The sequence below is a fragment of the Aquibacillus halophilus genome (genome assembly GCF_009649745.1).
GTDB classification, from domain to species: domain Bacteria; phylum Bacillota; class Bacilli; order Bacillales; family Amphibacillaceae; genus Aquibacillus; species Aquibacillus halophilus.
Window position 1 is genome coordinate 93587 of record NZ_WJNG01000015.1, and the last position, 25041, is coordinate 118627.

Annotated in this window: 20 protein-coding genes and 1 pseudogene; 8 read left to right on the forward strand and 13 right to left on the reverse strand. The window is 37.6% G+C overall.

Annotated features, from left to right (window positions below; translation table 11 throughout):
• Positions 1–8: 8 nt before the first annotated feature.
• Complete coding sequence (locus GH741_RS16705; protein WP_338079534.1) at positions 9–2111, reverse strand: BglG family transcription antiterminator; 2103 nt, start codon at positions 2109–2111, stop codon at positions 9–11.
• A 198-nt stretch (positions 2112–2309) separates the two neighbouring features.
• A complete protein-coding gene (locus GH741_RS16710) occupies positions 2310–3722 on the reverse strand; it encodes a PTS mannitol transporter subunit IIBC (RefSeq protein ID WP_153737892.1) in 1413 nt (470 codons plus the stop codon).
• A gap of 228 nt (positions 3723–3950) precedes the next feature.
• Between GH741_RS16710 and GH741_RS16715 the strand changes: the two genes are divergently transcribed.
• Positions 3951–5378 (forward strand): amidase family protein, encoded by a 1428-nt coding sequence (locus GH741_RS16715; protein WP_153737893.1) that lies wholly within the window; start codon positions 3951–3953, stop codon positions 5376–5378.
• A gap of 60 nt (positions 5379–5438) precedes the next feature.
• Here the strand turns inward: GH741_RS16715 and GH741_RS16720 are convergent, their stop codons facing one another.
• Positions 5439–6791 carry an MATE family efflux transporter gene (locus GH741_RS16720; RefSeq protein WP_153737894.1) on the reverse strand — a complete coding sequence of 451 codons (1353 nt, stop codon included), beginning with the start codon at positions 6789–6791 and terminating at the stop codon, positions 5439–5441.
• Positions 6792–6987: 196 nt separating this feature from the next.
• On the opposite strand from GH741_RS16720, the gene GH741_RS16725 reads away from it, so the two are divergent.
• Together GH741_RS16725 and GH741_RS16730 are read left to right on the forward strand one after the other, a co-directional pair.
• Positions 6988–8472 (forward strand): HD domain-containing phosphohydrolase, encoded by a 1485-nt coding sequence (locus GH741_RS16725; RefSeq protein WP_153737895.1) that lies wholly within the window; start codon positions 6988–6990, stop codon positions 8470–8472.
• 194 nt (positions 8473–8666) lie between these two features.
• The gene (locus tag GH741_RS16730) at positions 8667–8822 is read left to right on the forward strand and encodes a hypothetical protein (RefSeq protein ID WP_153737896.1); all 156 of its coding nucleotides are present in this window, start codon (positions 8667–8669) and stop codon (positions 8820–8822) included.
• A gap of 725 nt (positions 8823–9547) precedes the next feature.
• Here GH741_RS16730 and GH741_RS16735 read toward each other — a convergent pair.
• Entirely contained in the window at positions 9548–9844 is a 297-nt protein-coding gene (locus GH741_RS16735; RefSeq protein WP_338079535.1) for a 4a-hydroxytetrahydrobiopterin dehydratase, read from the reverse strand.
• 175 nt (positions 9845–10019) lie between these two features.
• On the opposite strand from GH741_RS16735, the gene GH741_RS16740 reads away from it, so the two are divergent.
• A complete protein-coding gene (locus tag GH741_RS16740) occupies positions 10020–10247 on the forward strand; it encodes a Fur-regulated basic protein FbpA (protein WP_153737897.1) in 228 nt (75 codons plus the stop codon).
• Positions 10248–10264: 17 nt separating this feature from the next.
• On the opposite strand, the gene GH741_RS16745 is transcribed toward GH741_RS16740, so the two are convergent.
• The 7 genes from GH741_RS16745 to GH741_RS16775 all read right to left on the reverse strand — a co-directional run bounded on the left by GH741_RS16745 (position 10265) and on the right by GH741_RS16775 (position 19153).
• Positions 10265–11713 carry an aldehyde dehydrogenase family protein gene (locus tag GH741_RS16745; protein WP_153737898.1) on the reverse strand — a complete coding sequence of 483 codons (1449 nt, stop codon included), beginning with the start codon at positions 11711–11713 and terminating at the stop codon, positions 10265–10267.
• A gap of 14 nt (positions 11714–11727) precedes the next feature.
• On the reverse strand, positions 11728–12780 hold the full coding sequence (locus GH741_RS16750) for a homoserine dehydrogenase (RefSeq protein ID WP_153737899.1): 1053 nt from the start codon (positions 12778–12780) through the stop codon (positions 11728–11730).
• A 5-nt stretch (positions 12781–12785) separates the two neighbouring features.
• Positions 12786–14009, reverse strand: a complete 1224-nt coding sequence (locus GH741_RS16755; RefSeq protein ID WP_420809407.1) for a M20 metallopeptidase family protein — start codon at positions 14007–14009, stop codon at positions 12786–12788.
• A 5-nt stretch (positions 14010–14014) separates the two neighbouring features.
• The gene (locus tag GH741_RS16760; protein ID WP_153737901.1) at positions 14015–15214 is read right to left on the reverse strand and encodes a cystathionine gamma-synthase family protein; all 1200 of its coding nucleotides are present in this window, start codon (positions 15212–15214) and stop codon (positions 14015–14017) included.
• A 147-nt stretch (positions 15215–15361) separates the two neighbouring features.
• The gene (locus GH741_RS16765; protein ID WP_153737902.1) at positions 15362–16573 is read right to left on the reverse strand and encodes a M24 family metallopeptidase; all 1212 of its coding nucleotides are present in this window, start codon (positions 16571–16573) and stop codon (positions 15362–15364) included.
• Positions 16574–16914: 341 nt separating this feature from the next.
• The gene (locus GH741_RS16770) at positions 16915–18594 is read right to left on the reverse strand and encodes a PucR family transcriptional regulator (protein ID WP_153737903.1); all 1680 of its coding nucleotides are present in this window, start codon (positions 18592–18594) and stop codon (positions 16915–16917) included.
• A 232-nt stretch (positions 18595–18826) separates the two neighbouring features.
• Positions 18827–19153, reverse strand: a complete 327-nt coding sequence (locus GH741_RS16775) for a MerR family transcriptional regulator (RefSeq protein ID WP_153737904.1) — start codon at positions 19151–19153, stop codon at positions 18827–18829.
• A 207-nt stretch (positions 19154–19360) separates the two neighbouring features.
• Here GH741_RS16775 and GH741_RS16780 point away from each other — a divergent pair, with 207 nt between their 5' ends.
• The 3 genes from GH741_RS16780 to GH741_RS16785 all read left to right on the forward strand — a co-directional run bounded on the left by GH741_RS16780 (position 19361) and on the right by GH741_RS16785 (position 21930).
• Positions 19361–19528 (forward strand): Fur-regulated basic protein FbpA, encoded by a 168-nt coding sequence (locus GH741_RS16780; protein WP_153737905.1) that lies wholly within the window; start codon positions 19361–19363, stop codon positions 19526–19528.
• A gap of 40 nt (positions 19529–19568) precedes the next feature.
• Complete coding sequence (locus tag GH741_RS22170) at positions 19569–19703, forward strand: hypothetical protein (protein ID WP_276608244.1); 135 nt, start codon at positions 19569–19571, stop codon at positions 19701–19703.
• Between the two features lie 121 nt (positions 19704–19824).
• On the forward strand, positions 19825–21930 hold the full coding sequence (locus GH741_RS16785; RefSeq protein ID WP_205677351.1) for a metallophosphoesterase family protein: 2106 nt from the start codon (positions 19825–19827) through the stop codon (positions 21928–21930).
• A 49-nt stretch (positions 21931–21979) separates the two neighbouring features.
• Here the strand turns inward: GH741_RS16785 and GH741_RS16790 are convergent, their stop codons facing one another.
• Positions 21980–23689 carry an ABC transporter ATP-binding protein gene (locus GH741_RS16790; protein WP_153737906.1) on the reverse strand — a complete coding sequence of 570 codons (1710 nt, stop codon included), beginning with the start codon at positions 23687–23689 and terminating at the stop codon, positions 21980–21982.
• Positions 23690–23848: 159 nt separating this feature from the next.
• On the opposite strand from GH741_RS16790, the pseudogene GH741_RS22515 reads away from it, so the two are divergent.
• A pseudogene (locus GH741_RS22515) lies at positions 23849–24051 on the forward strand (hypothetical protein); the annotation flags it as partial.
• 50 nt (positions 24052–24101) lie between these two features.
• Here GH741_RS22515 and GH741_RS16795 read toward each other — a convergent pair.
• Positions 24102–25040, reverse strand: coding sequence for a type II secretion system F family protein (locus tag GH741_RS16795; RefSeq protein ID WP_153737907.1), 939 nt, complete (start codon positions 25038–25040; stop codon positions 24102–24104).
• Position 25041 lies beyond the last annotated feature (1 nt).

The window sequence follows — 25041 nt, forward strand, 5'->3', positions numbered from 1 at the left end:
TCCTTCGTTTATAACTTTTGATTAATAAATTCATTTAGATGATGCGATAGGTATTGATTAATTTTATTTTCATCCTTAGATTGAAAAGTACTAATGCTTTCTTGATCTCGAATTAATAAAGCACTAATAAAGCTTAACAGCTCCAGGCTTTGCTCAGAAATATCTCTTGGTGCTAGCATAAGAAGAATGCTCTCGACCCGAACTTCATTATCATCCATAGATCTAATAGCAATCGGATGATCCAAGGCATAAACACTCAGGATAGGTTTTCTAACTGAATCACTTCGAGCATGATAAAGAGCTAGTGAGGTACCCGGTATTCCTAACCCACCAAGCTTCTCTCTTTTAATTAATTCTTGAAAAACTGCTTCTTTATCATTGATTACTTGGTTTTTCTCTAATTGAAAGCAGGCCACTTCCATTATTTCTTCACTGTCTTTCTTCTCTTCTATATGGTATACCCGAAGTCCTAATAATAAATCTAAGATTACCTTCGAATATTGCTGCATCGACTGAAGTCTTGTTACTAGATCATCTTTTGATTTCACTTCAACACTTTTGATTTTTTTAGGTTGGGCACGCTTATTAACTTTTAACCGCCTGACATACCTTTTAATCTTATGAATTTCCTTTTCTGTAAGAATTGGCGAAGCTAAAATATATTCATTTTCCATATCCTTTAATGGAATAGTAGAAATGATTAAGTCATAGTCGGATAAATTCATCTCACTTAGTTCAAACAGCGACCTGTTACTGACCTGTTTAACTTCAGGTATGTGTTGATTTAACCGTGAAGCTAACATTCTTGATGTACCAATTCCACTTGAGCATATTACTAGTGCATTAACCTCGACATTCTCTTCTTCGCCCATTAATGCTGAAGCGAAATGCAATACAAGGTACCCTATTTCTTCATCTGGAAACTCAGTTTCTGAAAATACTTCGCCAACACCATCTTCAAGCATCGTGAATAACTGTTGATAATCTTCTTTTATTTCTCGAAGTAATGGATTTTTTATATTCATACCTTGTTTAAGGCGATAAATCGTTGGTTTTAGGTGTGCTACTAAATCACTTAGTAATCCTGAATTATCCGTCAGATTTTTTCCTAACTGCTCACCTACATAGCTAATTAATTCCCTAGCTTTATATGCAATATCAATCGAGGATTCCTCTAACAAGTACTCATTATCATTACGTAATTTCGCACCCATTAAGTGCATCGTTATATAGCCGATCTCATCCTCAGGAATAATCATTCCAAAGGCTTTTTCCAAATCAAAAATCATCTTCTCAGCTATTTGATATTCCTTAGTTTCTTTCATATCTCGCAAATAATTTTGATCAAATTGGATATTTTCACCCTGTTGAAGTCTCTCAATTGCAAGTGCTAAATGGACAACAAGGCCAATATAGGCACTATCTGCGAGTTCATATGGCAGTTCTGATCTTATTCGTTCCACACTTTTCTCAATTGTTTTTAATTTGTTTTGATCAACTAGGCCTAATAGGCGGCTAGAAATTGTGTTTAAGTGTTGCTTTGATTTCTTTTCGATGTTTTCACGTAGAAGAGCAACAAAATCAGACTCATCCATATGTTGTGATATCAGATAACTAAGGGCCGCTCGTTTACTAGTCTCTTTGCCTTCAACACTAACTCCGTATCCTCTTTTGCGAATGAGCTCAATCTGATACTCAGACAATTGATCAGCAATCTTATCAAGATCATTGCTAACTGTTGCAATCGTGACATCTAGTTCATTAGCTAATGTAAACAATTTAATTGGTTCATTTGTTTCCAACAAAGTGGATATGATGATCGCTTGTCTCTCTTCAGGTCGATAATCTGTATGCTCCACACTAAACAATGTCAGCTCAAGGTTTTTTTTATTCACTTTATCGCCAACGATTTGAATACCTACTCCAGACTTCTTATTGAGATTTAGTTGAAAATGCTCAAGAATGTCCTCCACACTTTTTAAATCACGATGAATTGTTCTAGAGCTAACCTCAAGACTATCTGCAAGATGTTTAATTGTAACGTCATCTTGTTGATTCAACAAAAACTCTAAGATTTTACGTTCCCTACCAGAGATGTACAGGCTACTCACCCCCTAAATTGTTTTCACTCACTAAACTAATGCCCTTATAACGATGATAAACCCATCAGACTAGATAATACAATCAAATCAATTTCTAAATTAGTCTCAAGAGTTGTTGACATTTTTTAACTTAGACTTCTATTAATAATATATTAAATAACCCCCCAAATAGACGTCTGTATGTCTACTTGGAGGGATTTTGTATCCTTATTGCTTAAGCTTTTGTACTAATTCTTCATATTTTGGACTATTTAAGAAGTTTTCAACTGAGATGTGCTCTGCCGTTGGTAATTTAGCTTTTGCACGGTCAGTTAAATCTTTGTGAGTAATTACAATATCTGCATCACTTGGTATTTGATTAATAGCAGTATTGGTTACATCAATACTAATACCAGCCTTTTTAAATTTATCTCTTAATAGCGATGCGCCCATTGCACTTGAACCCATACCGGCATCACATGCAAAGACCACTTTATCTACATCTTTAGCAGATACGTCTGTTGGTGCAGCGGCAGTATTAAAGTTATCTGACACAGAACTCTTCTTACCTTTTAGATCTTCCATCTTACCTGTTGCAGCGGAGATATCTTCTTCTTCATCTGATTTGCTAGCTTTCAATATGATAGAAGCGATTAGGAAAGAGACTGCTGTTGCAGCAATTACACCTAATAGTACGCCCACATGATTTCCTCTTGGAGTCATCGCTAGTAAAGCAAAGATACTACCTGGCGACGGTGTTGCAGATAGTCCTGCATTAAAGATCGTGAAAGTTAGTACACCACTCGCGCCACCACCGATAGCTGCTAGGATTAATGCTGGCTTCATCAGGATGTACGGGAAGTAAATCTCATGAATACCACCCAAGAAGTGAATAACTGATGCACCATATGCAGAGCTTTTCGACATTCCTTTTCCGAATACCATAAATGCTAGTAAAATACCGAAACCTGGTCCAGGGTTAGTCTCTAGTAAGAACAAAATTGACTTCCCTGTCTCAGCCGCTTGTTCCACCCCGAGTGGACTTAATATACCGTGATTAATTACGTTGTTTAAAAATAGTACTTTTGCTGGCTCGATAAATAAACTTGCCAGCGGCAACAATCCAGCATTAACAATTGCTTCTACACCTGCACCTAAAGCATTATTAAGACCCTCAACGATTGGCCCAATAATTTTGAAAGCAATTCCTGCTAGAAAAGCAGCTAGAATACCTGCCGAGAAGTTATTGTAAAGCATTTCAAATCCAGAACGAATTTTAGGTAAAAGTACGTCATCAATCTTCTTGATTAAGTAACCACCAAGAGGACCCATTAACATTGCACCAAGGAACATCGGAATATCTGCTCCAACAATTACCCCCATCGTTGCTGTTGCACCTACGACACCACCACGGATATCGTAAACTAGTCGACCACCTGTAAAACCAATTAATAATGGTAGGAGGTAAGTAATCATCGGTCCAACCATTTCTGCTAATTCAGCATTAGGCATCCAACCTGTTTCTATAAAAAGAGCTGTAATAATACCCCAAGCAATAAATGCGGCAATATTTGGCATAATCATACCGCTTAGGTAACTACCAAACTGTTGTATCTTTGATCTCAATCCTTTTTGAGCCATAAATAATTCTCCTCTCAAATTATGATCTTAATAATAAATTCCTTATATTTAGAATAAAGCGTTTGCAGGGGTAATATCAACACTTACTAAAAGGCCTTTTGTCAATAGCAATGTTGACATCTTTTATATTACCCTGACAAATATTCATTAAACGGACAAAATTCTATCTATTGCTATAACATTTATTTATAATTGGTACATACTCAAATTGCAAAAGGAGCCGACTAAATGAATAAAAATTATAATACTATAGAAGAAATCCAACTAGCATTTGACAAAGGCGCGGAAACTTCTCTAAGTCTAACAAAGAGCTACTTAAAAATAATTTCCAAATACAATCAAACCGGTCCAAGCATCAACGCCATACTTGAGATTAACCCGGACGCTTTACATATTGCAGAAGCGTTAGACATTGAAAGAGAGCAACATGGTGCTAGAGGCCCACTTCACGGTATTCCAATCTTATTAAAGGATAATATCGATACTGGTGACAAGATGCATACTAGTGCTGGGTCGATTGCTTTAGCAAATAACTACGCAAAGGAAGATTCATTTGTTGCTCTTAAGCTCAGGGAAGCTGGAGCCGTCCTATTAGGTAAGGCCAACTTGACTGAATGGGCTAATTTTATGACTGAGGGGATGCCGAATGGATATAGTTCAAGAGGAGGTCAGGTTCTAAATCCCTATAGTCCTTTATTTGATGTAGGTGGATCTAGTTCTGGACCTGCCGCTGCTATTGCTGCTGGGTTTGCTACAGGAAGTATCGGAACAGAAACAAGCGGTTCAATCCTTAGTCCTGCTAGCAGTAATTCACTCGTTGGGATTAAGCCAACCGTTGGGTTAATTAGCCGAAGTGGGATTATTCCGATTGCTCATAGCCAAGATACTGCAGGACCAATAACACGAACAGTGGCTGATGCTGCAGTCATATTAGGAGCACTTACTGGATTAGATGATAAAGATCCTGCAACTCGAACTAGTGCTGGAAAAGCAAAGACAGATTACACGAATTATTTAAATTCAACAGGGTTAAATGGAGCTCGAATTGGAATTGATCGTAACTACCTTACTGAACTTGACCACGATGAGTTGGCACTTGTTGATAAAGCCATCGAAGATATCAAAGCTCAGGGTGCAGAAATTATCGATTCTACTGAAATAGCTACAAACCCTTCCGATTATAGCGTCTTATTCCATGAATTTAAATGTGACTTAAATGCCTATTTAAATGACTTATCTCCTAATGTTCCTGTTCACTCGCTTGCAGAGGTGATTCAATATAACTTAGAGCATGCTGAGAAGGCGTTGCAATATGGTCAAAAATTGCTAGTAGAGTCTGAATCAAAAAGTGGAACATTAACAGATGCAGAATACATTAATGCCCGATTAGAGGATATAGAGCTTGCACAAGAAAAAGGCATTGATGCTGTTATGAAGGAACACCAATTGGATGCATTATTGTTCGTTAATAACTACGGCGCTGGTATTGCAGCTAAGGCTGGTTATCCTTCCATTACAGTTCCTGCTGGTTATACTCCTGAAGATAAACCAGTCGGTATTACATTTACTGGGATGGCTTATAGTGAGGCTAAGCTTATTGAGTTAGCCTATGGATACGAACAAGCAACAAAACACCGTAAAGATCCAATTTTATAAGGACAAACAGACACAAGCGTGCAACAACGCTTGTGTCTGTTTTATTAACCTTATAAAATATTAGGCTCTTGATGCTTTTTCCTTAAAAATTTCCTTCTGTTGCCACTTGCCATATCGGTAGTATAAATAAGCAAGTACACTGCTAATAACAAAGCTTATCCCCATTCCATAAGCTATTCCATCTTCGCCAAATAAGGATGAACACAAATATGTTAAAGGATACCTTAGCACCCAAAAAGAGATTATATTTAGCACCAATACTTGGTACATTGCTCCCGAAGCTCTTACCACACCATTTAGAATAAAGTTGATTCCAAGGAATGGATAAAAGAATGCCACAATTGTTAAGTATCTCGCTCCGAATTCAACAGCTTCTGGGTCTTGAATAAACAACTGAATGCCATAATTTGCAAATAATACAATCACTATTGTAAAAAACAACATGACAGACAGGTTATACAGCACACCATATTTGGAAATCCGATGGACTCGGTCCCATTTGTTCACACCGATATTTTGACCTGCCATACTATTCACTGCAGTTCCTAATGCATGGGCTGGGAGCATAAATAAACTATCCAACCGTTGAGCAGCACTAAACCCAGCAACAACAGCTTCTCCGTGAGAGGTTACGACACTCATAATTGCTGCTACACCTGCTGATATTACAGACATTTGCAGCCCTGAAGGAATACCAAGATTTAAGATTAACTTTACCTCATCCTTTTTAGGCCAACTTGGAAGAGTAAAGGGAATTAAATCATTTCGGATTACATGAACGATTCCATATAGGAATGCAACACCCTGAGCTGTTACCGTCGCATAGGCTGCACCCGTTATTCCAAAATCAAGTACCGCTATAAATATTGGATCTAATATGATATTTAAGATCACAGCTAAAATTACAAATCGTAACGGAGTTCGACTATCTCCTACCGCTCGTAAGACTGTACCAATAAAGTTATAACCAAGTAAAAATAGAATTCCCAAAGCATTTATTTGCAAATACACCTTAGCATCCAGCAGCATAGACTCCGGAGTTCCCAGTAATCTTAAGATTGGCTCTGAGGCAGTATAGCCAATAACCCCAAGAACAACCGCCATCATGGTTAGGGTAACAACAAATGCATTTAAATATCGCTTTAACCCTTCATCACTCTCTTTCCCCTTTTGCTGGGATAGAACAGTTAGGGTCGTATTATTTATTCCGATAATAAATGATAGGATAGTAAAGATAACTGTACCTGAAATTGCAACTGCCCCAAGAGCGTTAGCCCCAAGCAAATTCCCAACCCATAAACTATCCACAAACTGATATGAAACCTGTAGTAAGTTGGTAAGCATGATTGGTCCAGAAAACCAAAATAGCTGTTTAATTATACTTCCATGGGTGAAATCGTGTTGCTTTGCCATAAAAATATCTCCTTATAATTTCTTCCAGATAATTTTATCATTCTCTAATCAACAAGACATTTCATCTGCCTCTATACCCTTGTATTTGACTAGCAAATTTTTAGGTTACTATTTATAATAGTAAGATAGTCTTGGTTTCTAGCTTTCAAATTAACTAGCACTATTCTATCACCTTCTAAAGAAAGCGAGATTATCTATGAATTTCAAACAGTTCCAAAGAACAATTATCCGTAACTACATTGTTGGTTCATTAGTTGCAGTTATCATCGTCGGCAGTACATTTATAAGTCAGACACTTAACGTCCCTTCTCAGGACATGACGTTGTTGTTAGCGATACTACTATTCTCTCTTTTCTGTATGTTTACTAGTGAGTTTCTTGTATTTCGACTGCACATCAAACCGATTAAGAGGGTTTTTACCTCTAACAACGCTTCAAAGGAGCACTTGAGAAGTGCTTATTTGAGAACACTTCATTTTCCCATTTTGACCTTTAAACGGATTATGCTACCTCATTTTTTAGGTATAGCAATTCCTTCATCTATTCTTACCTCATTATTTATTTTTAACGGTCTACTGTCTATCCCGTATTACTTCATTATCTTTGCTTGGTTGGGCTCATTTTTAATTGCCTTTTTACACGCTATCATTGAGTTTTTTTTAACAACAAATGCAATAAAACCAATCCTAAAATCATTGAAAGAACGTACATTAATTGAATACAATACCGATCTATCTTTTGAAAATTATGTCCTGATAAGCATTCAAAAGAAATTCTTCCTCAGCACTCTATTTATTGGCGTGTTTCCCGTAACGCTTTTTAGTCTTGCAACCTTTATTCGGCTTCTTCAAATCGACCCTTTCTTGGTTGCTGACTATTGGCGTTGGGCCGGGATAATTATCATTTTAGTTGTCCTTATTTCTGTTTATTTTTCTGTTTTATTAAGTCGAGAAGTACAGCAACCAATGAATCAACTTCAGCTAGGGATGAAAAATGTTCAAAGTGGGAAATTGGAGCCAATTGATGGGTATTATTCTGATGAGTTCTCTAACCTGATTTCTGGATTCAATCACATGACCCAATCGATTATTGAAAAGGAAAATCTAAATGAAGATTTAGTCGAAAGTTACTTCTCTGTTTTTGCTGCAACACTAGATGCCCGTGATAGCTATACATCTGGACATTCTACTAGAGTTGCACACTTCGCCTACCAAATTGGAAAAGAAGCTGGTTTAGCTAATGATGAGCTTAATTTACTAAGAAAGTCTGCTTTGTTACATGATATTGGCAAAATAGGGGTTAGAGATGAGGTTTTGCTAAAGGATGGCAAACTAACAGAAGAAGAGTTTGAACAAATCAAATTGCACCCGACAATTGGTGCTGAAATTCTAGAAAAAATAAACCCTAAAGAAGCCATGGAGGCATTTATACCTGGGGTCAAATATCATCACGAACGATATGATGGGAAGGGTTATCCAGATGGGTTATTCGGAACTACCATTCCTACTTTTGGTAGAATCCTAGCTGTTGCGGATGCTTATGATGCGATGACTTCGGATCGAACTTACCGTAAAGGAATGGCAAAAGAAAAGGCATTATCTATTTTGGATGAAGGAAAAGGCACTCAATGGGACCCTTATTTTGCTCAGCTATTCATCGATTGGATGAAAACGAATAATTAGAAGACTTTTACCAGGCAGGCTTACACATTGCTTTCTTTACAAAATAAATTAGAGTTGCCAAATGAAAATTAGGCAACTCTATTTACTTTTTAACTATGACAACATAAAAAATACTTTGTAAGATAAGGTTACAAGAATAATGAAAGCTCATAGTTTTTGATTTAAAATAACAAATAAAGAAAGGAGAAGATTGAATGTCTTACTTAAAAGATTCGTTTGAAAAACAAAAAGGGTTGTTAATTCGAGTTTTACTTAAAAAGGGGGCTGTTGCATCTACTGACAACACTATTTACAAAAAGAGTATCGGTGAGTTAGTCACTGAATATAGAAAAATAAGAATGATGGATTAAAATTAAATCAACAAGTAAATATCCCCAATGAACTCTTCTACTGTAATGAATCTATTAACATGACCTTCAAAGATCCACTGCTACTAATAATCAAGTAAATCTAGAATGATCTTCAAAATAAGCTACCTTTTCGAAAAGTTTCGCTGATCTTTATCTTTCGGAGTGATGATAAGATGCGACGTAACTGCTAGTTGATTTGCGCTCCGGGCAGTCGCTTTCCGCGGGCAACGCTTCAACTTCCTCGCGAGCAAAAAGCGCTCACTGCGGGATTTTCAGCCGTCGCTTTTCCCGCAGGAGTCGACTGCCCTACGCTCCAATCACCATCATGTTAAAGAAGGGAAGATTGATTTAGCCCAACAACTAGCGTAGTTTAGTTCAACAAATTTTAAATAGCTATGATTTCAAGAGTGGGAAATTCTCTCAAGATACAACCATAGACTTTTTCCCTCGATAATCAGAACACTATTAACAGCGTAGGCAAAAAACGTAGACTCCTGTGGGAACAGCAAAAGGTTTTCGATGGGGCGAGTAATCGCAGTCCCACGAGTCCGAAGACCCCGCAGTAGTGGTTTTCTACGAGGAGGCTAAGGCCGTGCCCACGGAAAGCGAAGTTTTTTGCCGAAGCGATTGTAGAAAGCATATATAAATGACGAATAAATAGATGTAAATTATGTCGTAGTCTATAGACATTGTGTCAAAAACAGCCTTCCTATTAAATTGTTTATCTATTTCTCTCCCTTTTCATACAACCACTCAAACTGATGTGCCATATCAAAGTCTAATTCTGTTAAACCCTTCTCTTGCCATGACGATAGCTTAACCGTCACCTTTTTGTAGTCAATTGAAATCAATGGATGATGTTTAATATCTTCAGCATAATTAGCAATCTCCTGAACAAAGCGGACACCAGATAAGTAATCTTTGAAACGATATTGCCGCTCTATCCACTTCTCATCAACCAGTTTCCAATCAGTTAAATTATTTAGCTTATTATTAATTTTTTCTTCGTTTAGCCGTTCCACAATAATCCTCCTTTTATAGAATATAGAATGTTAATCATTTAATTATAACTAGCACCTCTTCATTCCAATCATCACAAATTTGTTGAAAAGCCATTAAATAAAGCGTTTACATCTGTATATTTTTGGAAAGACTACTAGTAACGTTACTAATACAATTTAGAAAGAGGCGACTGTAATGGCTTATTTAAGAGAAGCTGTTCAAAATCAGAAAGAATTTTTAATCGCACAATTAGTCAATCAAGGAATTGCTCAGCCGGAAGATAATGAATTGCACAATAAAACGATATCAGAAATCATAAATGAGTATGACCAATTTACCATCACAACTAGTAAAAGTAGTAAAAATTCACTACGGTTTATTCGATCGATCCATTTTCAAGAAAACAGGAAGCCCTACAATTGAGGCTTCCTGTTTTTTGATTACAGTGTATGTTGTCTAAGTCTAAAACTAACAACCTTTTGTTCTGTCATAGCCTCAATAGTTGATTTTACGCCTTCTCTTCCAAGACCTGAATTTTTAACTCCGCCAAACGGCATCGCATCAATTCTGTAATCACTGCTATCATTAACCATTACTCCACCAACTTCTAATTGCTGGATGGCTAAGAAAGCTTTCTCAATATCTGCAGTAAATATACCGGCTTGTAGTCCATAATCTACAGCGTTAGACTGTTGAATTGCTTCATATACGTCCTCTACAGGAGTAACCAAAACAACTGGACCAAAAATCTCTTCCTGTGCAATTTTTGCCGATTTAGGTACATTTGTTAGAATAGTTGGGTAATAATATGCACCATCTCTGTTTCCACCGACCTCTATCCTTGCACCATCTGCTAAAGCTTCTTCCACCCATGTCTCGACTCTTTTTGCTTCCTGCTCATTAATCATCGGACCAACATCTGTTAATTCATTCATTTTATCTCCGACTTGTAATTCTAAAGTGCGTTCCTTAAATGATTCTAAGAATTTACTATAGACACCTTTTTCCACATAAATTCGTTGAACGCCGATACAATTCTGACCGACCGCTGAGAATGATCCCGATACGCATGATTGAACCGCATCATGGACATCCGCATCGTCTAGGACAATAACAGGAGAATTTGATCCAAGCTCCATATTTATCCGTTTGATGCCAGCTTGGTGAGCAATCCGTTCACCTGCATTCGTTCCTCCAGTGAAAGAAATCATTTTTATCGATGGGTGAGTTACCAATGTCTCACCTACCTCTTTACCAGAACCGGTTATTACAGAAAGCATTCCGGCTGGTAATCCAGCATTGGTAAATGCTTCAGCTAATAATAGTGCACTTAATGGAGTGACTGATGCAGGTTTTACTACAATCGCATTGCCTGCAGCAATCGCTGGACCCACTTTATGTGCCACTAAATTAAGCGGATCATTAAATGGAGTAATGGCAGCGACTACACCAATTGGAAATCGATAATAATAACCTACTCTGTTTTCACTACCTTCATTTTGATCAAAGTTAATCGTTTCTCCGTTGATTCGTCTGGCTTCCTCTGCACTAATTCGGATTGTTTGTATTGCTCGCTTGACCTCACCACGCGCCTCATTAATTGTCTTACTACCCTCGGACGCAATTGTTTTTGCATATCTTTCTTTATTATCTTCCATAAAGGAAGCAGCTCTATTTAGGATACTTATTCGTTCATGTGTTGGCCATGACCGATTGGTTTGATAAGCCTCTTCTGCTTTCTCAATTGCAAATAACATATCGTTTTGTGATGCTAATGGCACCTTCGCGATCAGTTGATTATCCTGTGGATTAAACACATCAAATGTCCGTTCTGCTGTTATCCATTGCCCTGCTAAAAGCATTTTCTCTTGTCTTGCTTGTAGTTGCATTGTGATCACCCTCCTTAAATTTTTGTTAGGGCGTGTTGCCTATGGTAATGAATCATGTCTATTAATAAGGAATAAGCTGTTTCTGTTAGGCCGGCTCCGGCTCCTGTTAACATAATAGGTCCTGCTAAATCGCACTCGTAAACTATCGCATTCGTTGGACCTGAAATACCAGCTAGCGGATCATCGTTATCAACTAGTTCTGGTTTTACCGAGGCCTTGACCGTACCATCTTCTTTGGTAATTCGAGCTAATAAACGCCACTTTTGATTGTTGTTTAAAGCCTCTTTTATCTGATCAACAGTCAAATCGCTTATTCCTTTACAGTAAATATCCTCTGCAGCTATTGGTGTATCCATTAAATAGTTAGCTAGAATTGCTGCTTTATATCTAACGTCGTGCCCTTCTATATCACTTGTCGGATCTGCTTCAGCATAGCCAAGACTTTGAGCCTTCTCTAATGCATCTTGAAAGGTTTCTCCTTTTTCCATTTCCGTTAAGATATAGTTTGTTGTTCCATTTAAAATCCCCTTGATTTCTGTTATCTCATTGCCCGCTAAGGTTGTTACCGGCATCCTAAGAGCCGGGGTACCACTCATAACAGTGCCTTCAAATCCCCAGAACACATCGTTTTCTTCAGCTAGTGCTGATAGCTCATTGTACGCTAATGCAACTGGACCTTTATTTGTTGTTACAACACTTTTTTTATGATTAAAAGCAGTTTTACAATGATCAATTGCCGGCTGACCTGTATTTACATCGGTAAAAGTAACTTCTACAATTATATCCGCGTTGGAATGTTTAATTGTTTCTAAGCTACTCCACCCCTTCACTAAACCTTGCTGGTTTGGATAGTTTTCTACGTTACCTGTTTCTTTAACACTATCTAACACCTTTTCCATATCAAGTCCTTCAGAATGATAGATAGATCCCTTCATCAAATCTGAAACAGCAACAACAACCGGATCAAAGCCGTATTTTTTGTTTAAGCTTTCTTTTTGTTTTAAAAATAACCCTGCTAGTGACTGACCAACTCCGCCAAATCCAATAAATGCTACTTTGGTACTCATCTAGCTCACCTCCACAATTTTCCGTTATTTGCTAGGAGACGGTGGGAACATTCCGTTAACAGTGCCACACCAATTGGCAACGCATCCTCGTTAATTTGAAAATCAGATGTATGCAAACTACCTGTCGTATCACCATTTAATGCGCATCCAAGAAAGAACATTGCTCCTGGTATATCATTGGTAATGTGACCGAAATCTTCTCCTCCCATGCCGAAGGGCTCTTCATAAATTGGCATGTGTGGATATAATTCATTAGCAACCTCTCTAAACATATCTGTGATGTCTGCATTATTATGAAGAGCTGGTTCCCCGTGTTCAACATCAAGCGTGTAGTATCCACCTAGGGATTCTGTTATTTTCGCTATTGATTGCAATTCATCAATTAGCTGTGACCGAACCTCGGGTGTATAGGATCTAATCGTCCCATTTATTTGAACACTTTCAGGAATAACATTTGAAGAAAGACCTCCATGAACTTCACCAATACTAATAGTCCCCACGTCTAACGGATTTACTCTTCTACTTATCAGACCATAAATTCCTTGAAGTACGAACGACGTCATCCAAATAGGATCTGTTCCTTGATACGGATAACCACCGTGGCCACCAGTACCGTTTATCGTTAGAAAAAAATTGTCTATATTCGCCATACTAGGTCCTTTATTTATTTGAATTTCTCCCGTGTTTCTCCAAGGACATACATGTAAAGCAATGGCAGCTTCTAGGTCATTTATTGCACCTGAACGGAGCATGTAGGGCGCCCCGGTTAAACCGTATTCATCCGCTTTTTCTTCAGCCGGTTGGAAGATAAATTTAATTGTACCGCTTATTCTTCCTTCCTTATAATCTTCTGCTAATAATTTTGCTGCACCTAGAAGCATTGTCATATGAGCATCATGGCCGCATGCATGCATGACGCCTGGATGCTCTGAGGTATATTCGACTCCTGTCTGTTCAACTATTGGTAGCGCATCCATATCAGCTCGAACACCAATTGTAGGACCACTGCCTGAGGACAGGGTAGCGACAATCCCATGACCCGCTATCCCCGTCTGTATATCAAATACTTGCTCAGCTTCTAGTACTTCAAGAATAAAGTCGCTTGTTTTTTTCTCCTCAAAGCTTAATTCCGGAAAACGATGCAAATGGCGTCGTATATCTATTAAGTCTGATTTCAAAAATTCTGAGCGTTTTGTGATATCCCATTCTTCCGTCCGCAAAGGGATCACCTCCCTTAACTATTTACAAATAGGCTTTCTGGTAATGTTTGAAATGCTTGCTCTAGGTCATAAATGAGATCTTCGATATCTTCAATCCCCGCTGAGTAACGAATTAAACCTTCTGGTATGCCCATCGCAGCTCTTTCCTCAGGTGTACATTCCACGTGGCTAGTTGTTCGAGACGGGCCTACGATTGTTTCAACTGAACCAAGGTTGGCTGCACGATTAGCGTATTTTAATTTCGGAAGCAAATGTCTTAACGTATCTACTCCGCCTTTAACCGCAAAGCTCAGCATTCCACCAAAATCATTCATTTGTTCCTTGGCAATTTCGTGACCAGGATGGTCTTCGAGTCCTGGATAGAAAACTGATTCTACTACATCAACTGTCTGTAAATAACGAGCAACAGCCATCGCATTTTCCGATTGTCTATCAACACGTAATTTTAATGTCTTCATTCCTCGTAAAAGTAAGTAGGCTGACATTGGATCAAGCGTTGCTCCATTTATTTCACGGTAATGATAAATCGACTCTACTAATTCCTTTGATCCACAAACAGAACCACCTAGTGCATCTGCATGCCCACCTAAGAATTTTGTTGCACTGTGAATAACTAAATCGGCGCCTAGTGCTAAGGGATTTTGATTAATTGGAGTAGCAAAGGTGTTATCAACAATCACGATTGCTCCTGCTTCTTTACCTGCTCTTGCCATTCGTGCTATATCTGTTATTTTGACCGTTGGGTTTGTTGGAGTTTCTAGATACAACACCTTACATCCCTTGGCGATTTCTTTTTCAATTTCTTCATGATCACCCGTATCACATAAAGTAACGTCTATTTTTTGTTTAGGTAAAAATTCAGTAAATATTTTATTTGTTCCACCATACGTATCTTTAATCGATACAACTCGATCACCCGGAAATAGTAATGTGCCAAGCGTGTTACTTATTGCTGCCATTCCAGTAGAAAAGCTAGTAGCAGCCTCTGCGCCTTCTAGAATTCTTATCTTTTCTTCAAAAGCTTCGACGGTTGGATTAGTATTACGTCCGTAAATGTGTCCTTTCTTTTTACCGATCGCCACATCATACCATTCATCCATATCGTCATAGCCAAAAGATACACTGTGCACAACTGGAACCTGTGTAGCACCAAATGCTAATTGATCTTTCTCTCCGGCCCAAATCGCACGGGTTCCCATCTTTGTTTCTCTCATATAAATTCCTCCTTGCAACAGATTTATTCAATAATCGGTATGCATTAAGCAGATTGCCGCACATAGAATTTCTATTCCGGTCAGTTGGCTATACATACCGTTTATATGCTTGGTTGTTGTTAAACTACTGCTTAGTTCAGCGCCCTTCTAGCTGATCTTTCCACCTTGATGATTGTATGGCGGATAGGGGTCTTGAACAATTAGCTCTCTTGGATAATTGGTAAAGGTTTTACAACCTGTTTCTGTAATTCTAATCGATTCACTAATTTCAATTCCATAATTATCAAACCATAATCCTGGAATCAAATGAAATGTCATGTTTGGTTGCAGGACCGTTGGATCTCCCATTCGAACACTAGCTGTGTGCTCTCCCCAGTCTGGCGGATAGTTTAGTCCAACCGAGTATCCTAATCTTGCTTCTTTTTCAATTCCGTGCCTTTTTATACTTTTTCTCCAAACAGCCTCTACGTCACCACATGTCATTCCCGGCTTAATGGCATCTAGCACCTCGTTTAGGCCTTCGACAACAATCGGAGTAATAGTTTGTAGCTTTTTAGAAGGAGTTCCAATCGAAACAGTTCGCGCTAAAGGCACGTGATATCTTTTGTAGCAACCGGCTAGCTCGATAATTACCGATTCACCTTCTTTAAATGGTCTCTCCGACCAAGTAATATGCGGGGCACCTGTATTTTCCCCAGAAGGTAGTAACGGAACAATAGCCGGATATTCACCACCATATTTGTCAGTACCTGAAATCATGTGATAATAAATTTCAGCTGCTGTATCACATTCGCGATTTCCAACGTGAATACTTGCTGCACCCTTATACATTGTTTGCTCTGCGATTTCAGCTGCTCGATTCATATATTCAATTTCTTGATCTGACTTAATCATCCGAACATGATTGACAAGTAAGTCCGCATCCTTAAAGGTCGCATTAGGCAGACCTTGTTTTAATCTTTCATAGGCTTTAGCAGTAAAATAATAGTTATCCATCTCAACACCAACGTACCGATTCGCTTGCCCAATTTGCTTCAATATTTCTGAAACAAAGTCCATTGGATGGTAGATCGATGACTGTACATAGTAGTCTGGATATGGAATGACATTGTCATCATAAATCCAAGTTGTTGCCTTCGCTCCATTTGCATCCTGGTAACGACCAATCCAGATTGGTTGTGGTTCATCAATTAAAATTACTAGCATTTGATGCACATAAAACGACCAAGCATCATATCCTGAAAGATAATTCATATTTGCAGGATCCGTGACAAGCAAAACTTCAATTCCACTTTCAGCCATCTTCTGTTTTGTCTTACTTATACGGGTTTGATATTCGGTAATATCAAATGGAAGCATTGGCCTCACCCTCTCATCTAACTGAATATTTTAATAATTCTTACTATTTATCTTATTAAAATACTTAACAGAATGTAATGTAAAAATTGTATGAAGTTTTTTCTGTTTCTGTTATACAACATGTTGCATTTAAGTCGATATAAGATTGTATTTAGGCGAATATCATGATTATCATTATTTTTTAGAGTTTTAGCCTCAATTACTATCAATTAGACAACATCTCTAGCTATTCTGTTTTTATATAGGTTATACTTTTCCTTACCCGCTCAAGTGGTGTTAATAAACATAGCATTTTCCACAAAAAAAATGCCCTGTATTATGACAGGGCATAGACCGTTTATTCATTTTAATTTGTTTAACATCCATAGCCGTACACTTAATTCCAAAAGAAAGGAATCATCAGACTCTATTAATGATAGCTTTGTTAACGATTCTATTTTTCTAAGCCGATGAAGTAATGATTGTCGATGTAGATTTAATTCTCTTGCAGTTTGGCTTACATTACCTTTGTACTTATTATAAGTCTTAAGTGTATAAATTAGATCTGTTTGTCTCTTCTTATCATAATCGAGCAATGGTTGTAGAGTATCTTTAACAATAGAAGCAATTTCGCTTTCCTCGGAAATTGCCATCAAAAGCCGATTAATTCTCGTATCACTAAAAAAAGTCCTTTCACCTGTTCCATGATGTTGTAACCCAATATCTAATGCAGTACTTGCTTCATCGTAGCTTTCATAAAAGGCAAATTCACTTTCACTATCAGCAGCCACCCCCCACGATATTTCTACATCTGTTAGTAATTGGCTTAACCTTCGTTCAATTGTATCTAAAAACTGATTTGCCACATCTCCATATGGTAGGTGGTCTGCCTCTAGATATAAGATAACTTCCCCCTCATCAAAAGTGGTCATTGTCCTGCGACTAAAAAGTTTTCCTGCATAGGTGATTTCTTTTTGAATGTAGTAGTTCATACTTTGTAATGAAGAATTAGACGGATTCTCTTCTTGCTTCTTACTTTGTTTGGAATCTTTATAACTAATATTTCCGACAATACAAATGTATGAAAGATTTAAGTCATACCCAAGCAATTTAGCCTTTGATGATAGCTGCTCATCTACCCTTGTTTTATTTTTCGCCAAATTTAGGACAAAGTTGTCCTTTAATCTTATTTCGGTTAATTCAATTGCATTTTCTTTAACGAAATAGAGGGCACATGCGGTTAAGGCATGCTCCAAAACATTCATGACAAACCAAGAAAGCTGGGTACTTTCACTTGGCTGAAAGATAACATATCCTTGAGTTTTATGATTATTTAATATTTTAAGCTGAAAGAATACTTCGTTAGCGTACTTATATTCTTTCATATGATAGTACAATGGATGTTCACTAAATTGGATATCTAATAGAGGAGTTCGTTGAAGTTTATTTTCCTGATCCTCACCGCTATAAGCTTTTATAATAACTGGACTAAAATGCTTATTGGCCCGAACAATTCTCGTAGCATCGGTGATGGCAACAGGGATTTTTATATGTCTGTATAAGGAGTGTGCAATCTCTTCTAATCCTTTGTCATGGAGAACGCAATTAATTAATTCATGGCGAACGTCCTCAGCTTTTTCACGTTCTTTTTGTTTATCCACCGTGATTTCATGCATAACCGTTTGCAAAATGTCTGCAAATCTTATTTCCCATGGTACATCGATAATAACGAGGTCATGTTCATCAGCTAGTTCTAAAACACGATCGGGAATATCGAAAATATATCTTCCTGTAGCAAAAGCTAAAACAGATGCCCCTGACTGAATAACATCTCTAACAAACTTTTCTAGTAACTCTGGCTTATCTTCACAGCCGATCCCGGTACTTAACACAAACTCATTTTTCCTAACAAAGTTTTCTACAGGCATTTCGATAACAGAAATCCATTCGATTGGTTTTTCCTTCATAATATGGTTAGATGTTTTAACCTTACATGACTTCATAATTGGTAGCTTTAGAACACCACCTGCCGACAAACCCATAAATGCTCACCTCATTCTGACAATTCGATACTCTTGGAGCACATCATTGGATGATTGAACGAACTATTCTTATTAACTATGAAAGTAAGATTGTCAAAGGTGGTAATGCAAATGTCAGCAACCATTTTTAATATCCATAGACAACCTTTTATAAGAATATTCAGTCAATTAAAATTGTCTCATGGATTGAGGCTTATTACAATATATCCTAGTCACTTTTAGTTTGTTTATATTAGTTTTTTTGAATTCCAAATCTTGCGTTAATTTCACCCCGTAGTAATTCTTTTCGATTTCTTTTTTCATCTCGAAGTCTTTGAGCCTTTAACATATCCTGTCTAATTTCGTATGTTTGGACTCCTTCTTCTCGTTTGTTTGCAATCTCAACTAATTGTTCTACGTCTGCAAATGAATATTTTCTATTTCCCCTGGGGGATCTCTCCGGGAAAATCAGCTTTCGTTCTTCATAATATCGTATTTGCCTTTCTGTAAGGCCTGTTAATTCACTAACGACTCCAATAGTGATTACTTTTCTTTCTTTATATGAAGGATTATCAGTCATTTTTTTCACCACCACTACGTATGATTTAAAATCATTATATCTAGCATTATACATGCAATTTTCTGAAAGCTTAATGGTTATGTAAGAAAATCTTACATTAAATTATCTTACACAAATATAAATAGTTCGTAAAAAAACCTTACAAAACTGGTGTTAAAGCTAGCAAACTTTATTAGAATGGTTCCATCACGAGAGAGGAGTGATTAATTGTCATACTTAAGAGCTGCAGTCGATCAACGGAAAAGCATCCTCATAAAAAAATTAATCCAAGCAGGTGTCTATAACCATGCTGATACTACAATATACAGTAAAACAATCACTGAATTAGAACTTGAATATAAGCAAAATGGCTTGAACAAAAAGGAATTCATGTAACATCCTATACAGAAAACCAGTTGGAGAGGAGTATTGATTAGTGGAAAAAGAAGCAGTTGATTTAGCGAAGAAAATTGTAGAACTTGATCTTTTAAGAGATGAAATCTGGGAAAGTTTAGCTATGCTTGCTGGTGACAAGGCATATGAACTATTAAGAGTTGTTCAAAATAGTTGAAGATAAGGGGGGTGCTAAGAAGCATCCTCTTTTTAAATGCTAAATCACACTGACACAGGTTCGGAAAAGAATGAATAAGCTATCTTAATATTTTATTCAGGATTTGGAGTGGTGACATTCTATGAATTTACCAACGATTTTATCTGGACCAATCATCCGTAGAGCAGAAGCTTCTCAAGTTTTCATCTGGATTGCTACAAGTGAACCTTTCCAGATTGACGCAAGTATTTATGATATGCAGTTTGCCAAAAACAGTAAAAATCATGTCGTTAGCGTTCGTTCTGAAACAGAAATGATTTCCGTTGGAGCAAAACTTTATATCCATTTAATAAAAATTAGCCCTAAAAGAAATCATTTTCCTACCGATTTATTGTTAGGTTATAACTTGTTTTTTACTAAGGATTCGAAAGTGCTTGATTTAAAAAGCTTCGGCCTCCTATCACCACAAAATCCACATACCATTGTTTATGGTGATCTAAACTACCCATCATTCTACATTCAGCAACAGGAAGACAACAATAGAATTCTATACGGGTCCTGCCGTAAGCTTCACGGAAAGGGAGATGACGCTTTAGTAAGCGCTGACATAACGATTGACGAACATCACCTAAATCTAGCAGAGCGTCCAAATGCCTTATTTCTTATGGGTGACCAAATCTATGCCGACGACGTTGCCGATCCAATTATTCGCTTTATTTCCGACTTAGGAAAAGAATTAATAGGGAAAGATGAAAACCTAGGTTTACTAGATTCCCGCCTTGAACAAGAACCGTTTAATACATCGGTTGATAAAATAAGTGGACGACAATTTTTTATTGAACACTTTGGTAAGTTCACTTCCAGAAATGCAAGTAATCACTTGCTAACACTTGGTGAATATGCCGCTATGTATTTACTATCTTGGGGACCACAGCTTTGGGAGGTCGCAATCGACTATGGGGTATTTAGCACTAAACCTGCCTCTGAAAACTTCTATTTCATCTTCCCTAACGAAAAACGCTATCAGGATGAACGACAAAAGGAACTCAATAGACACGAAGATCGATTTAATGAACAACTAGAGGATATTCATCGGTTTCAAGAAACACTCTTCCGCGTACGTAGAACCTTAGCCAACACCCCAACCTATATGATCTTTGATGATCACGACATGACCGATGACTGGAACCTTTCGATTGATTGGGTGAATGAGGTTCGACGTGCTCCTTTAGGAAAACATGTAATCGTTAACGGCTTAGCTGCGTACTGGGCCTTTCAGGGATGGGGAAATGACCCTGATAGTTTTAGTAATTTATTTAAAAATCGGATGATAGATTATTTTGATGCCTATACACTGGATAGTCCAGTTTACGAACAGTGGTTAGAGACACTGTGGCAATTTGATTCATGGCATTTTGTGGCACCAACCCTTCCAAAGGCAATCTTTTTAGACACGCGGACAATGCGAAGGTTTGATTCCCATCCCAAGCCAACGAAAATAGGTTCTATTATAGAAGAAAACGTACGAAGTCCTCAGTTAATCAGCAAAAGAGGATGGAATAAATTAACCTCAAGCCTTAATCGAAGTGGTTGGAGTAGCGGATCAAAGTTATTGATTGTATCACCAACTCCTTTATACGGGATAGGCTTAATTGAGTCGGTTTTAGATAAGTACATTTATCCTTTACGCGGTCTTGGTATATCTGTTCACAGTATGCTCGATTTTGAAGCATGGAAATATAACGGTAAAGGGGTTAATGAGTTTCATCAATGGATTGCCAACCGGAATCCAAGCGAATGTATTATTTTGTCCGGGGATGTCCATTATGCTGCATCAGTTCGTTCAGCAATCGATTACCAAAATGGTGAAGCAGCAACCATTTATCAATTTACTAGTAGTCCGATGAACAATATGAGCTTCACTGGTGTTTGGGGTTCTTTAATGAAAAAAGTGATTTGGTTCAACGCACTTAAACGAAAACGCGCGAATATTTATCGGTATTGTGATGTTTCAAATAATCTTGTAATTGAGAATAAAAGCTCAGTTCTTCCGGAAGACTTCAATTGGCGCGAAACAATTCGTTATTTAAAGACTGAAAACCAATCAATTATCGAAATAGAAAATAACCTCGGTATGTTATCGATAGATTCAGATTCGGTCCAAAACAGTTTGTTAAAATATTTTGGACTGTATCAGGCTGAGAAAAGATATAAAACTATTGAATTTCCTTCTTCAGATGAGAGTTAAACGACAGAAGACTTCCCAATTACCAGATTGGGAAGTCTTCTGTGGCTTATTAGTATTGGACGCGATGTAAATTCGCAAAGATACCGCCTTTAGCAATTAACTCTTGATGTGTACCTTGTTCAGCAATCCCTTCCTCGGTTACTACAACAATCCGATCTGCATTTTTAATCGTTGTCAATCGATGTGCAATTACCAGGGTTGTTCTATCTTTTGCCAAATCATTTAGGGCTTGCTGGATGATTCGCTCAGTTTCGGTATCTAGTGCTGATGTTGCTTCATCCAAAATCAGGATTGGAGGATTTTTCAAAAACATTCTTGCTATTGCTATCCGTTGCTTTTGACCCCCAGATAATTTCAAGCCTCGTTCGCCAACCTGTGTTTCATAACCTAGTGGCAGTGCCTCAATAAATGCTTCAAGATGAGCTCTTTTTGCCGCATCAGCTATTTCCTGATCAGTTGCACCTCGCTTACCATAAGCTATATTTTCACGAAGTGTTCCTGTAAATAAGAACACATCCTGTTGAACAATACCAATTTGCGCACGTAATGACTGCTTTGTCATACTGCGGATATCGATACCGTCAATAGATATCGCTCCACCATCGATATCATAGAAGCGCGGAATCAGTGAACAAATTGTTGTTTTACCAGCTCCAGAAGGTCCGACAAATGCAATTGTATCGCCAGCTGGAATAGATAAATCGATGTTTTTCAATACTTGTTTATGATGATCATAACCGAACGTTACATCTTTGAAATTAATTTGACCTTTTAAAGAAGTTACTTCAACTGCGTCATCGGCGTCAACTACTTCTGGCTCACTATCTAGTAATTCAGTAAACCGTTTAAAGCCTGCCATTCCCTTTGGATATTGCTCCATTAACGCCCCGATTTTATCAATCGGCCTGAACAACACATTTACGTACAAAACAAATCCAACTAACTCCCCATCTGATAGTTCGCCATTTAGGCTTAACCAGGCACCTAACACAAGTACAATTAACACGATTAATCGCGTCATCATATAAATACCAGATGTACCATAGGACATGACACGATAGGAGCTTAACTTAGCTTTACGGAAATTTTGATTATCAACAGCAAAACGAGAAATTTCATAATCTTCATTCGTAAATGACTGTACTACACGGACACCAGATACACTGTCCTCAACCCTGGCATTCACGTCTCCTATTTCTTTGTACATGCTCTTCCATGCATGGTTCATGCGAATGTTAACAAACGCAATCAGCCAAATAAGAAATGGTACAACAAACAATATTACCAAGGCCAGTTTTACATTGACAGTAAACATGATCCAAAATGCCCCAATAAAAGTCATGACTGCTATAAATAAATCTTCTGGTCCATGGTGGGCCAGCTCGCCAATATCAAATAAATCATTGGTAATCCGACTCATAATATGACCTGTTTTTGTGTTATCAAAAAAACGAAATGATTGCCTTTGCACATGATTAAACAATTGTTGGCGCATATCTGTCTCTATGTTAATACCGAGCTTATGCCCCCAATAATTCACTATGTATTGTAGAAATGTACTCGAGATATACAGAGCAATTAAACCAACACTGACTGAAATAATTACCTGCCAATTGCCATCAGGTAGAAGCTCATCGATAAACCATTGAACGGCTAGCGGAAATGCTAACTCTAATATTGCTACCACAATGGCACAACTGAAGTCTAAGATAAATAATTTTCTATGTGGCTTATAATAGGTGAAAAAACGACGGATCAATTAGTGCACTTCCTTTATTCATTTACTCCATTAGAGGGGTTTTTGCATAAAGGGATTATACGACTTAATGGCGGGATTGGCAATGTTCTTGTTATTGACCACTTCATAATAATCTATTATTCTTGGTTTTTTTGCCGATGACATTACAGTAACGATTGAAGATCGCATAACGGTATCGATGAAGGTTTAGCATACATTCAACGCGGTTCCAGCATTATGTCTTATGATCTTAGTCTCGTTGTTTTTTACTTGGACGAATCTTATGAACAATTGGACAGGTGAGAACCCTCGGGAAAAGATCTCTAGGCGTGGTTGATGCAAATCAACACACTAATTACTATAATGACAAAGTATTGACTTCCAATAATTAACTAAAAAGACGGATTATCGCAAACTAGGCGATAATCCGTCTTTACATACCTCCAAGTCCTTCAGTAATTAACATAATTACTAATGGCCCTAAGATAACTATAAATAATGAAGGAAAGATGAAAAATACCATTGGGAATAACATCTTTATTGGGGCTTTCATTGCTTGTTCACGAGCTTTTTCTCGTTGTTGCTCTCTAATTCTAACTGTTAAATTACGGAGTACTTTTGCCATTCCAACCCCTAATTGGTCAGCTTGAATCAGTGAGGTGAGCACACTTTGAAAAGCATCTGATGCCACTCTCTTACGCAATTCATAAAAGGCTTCTCTCCTTGACATCCCTCTTTTAACGTCGTCCATTGCCATTCTAAACTCTTCTGGTAATGGTCCGTTCATCCGCCCACATACGTTATGAATTGCTCCGTCTAAGCCGATGCCCGCTTCGATTAACAAATTAACCGAGTCAAAAAAGTCTGGCATAGCTCTATTAATTGACTTAACCCGTTCTGTTTTTTTCTTACCTAGATAAAATATAGGAATTCGATATCCTAAAAATGCTACTGTTATAATCATCAACCAAATCACCATAAGGTTATCAGCAGTAGGAAGAAACAATAGCCCTACTAACGTGGCACCACCAACAGCAAGAAGTAATTGAATTAAGCGAAATTCTATTGGAGATAGTTTAGTCATATAGCCTGCATCGCGGATCAGTACTTGCAATTTTTTACTTTCATTTTGAGACATTCGCTTACTTACTTGGTTGACACCTTGGTTCCAATACTTTCTAACAATTACTGATTGTCTTTTCTTTTTATGTTTACCCTTATCTAGTTTATCTAACTGATCATTGGATTTGCCTAAATAAGCATTGGCTCGTTGATCAAACACAATCTGCTTTCTAAAAATTGTAGATAAAATTGCGGCTAATAGTAACATGAAAAATACCGTTGTAATAACAAGAAAGACAAAATCTAACATC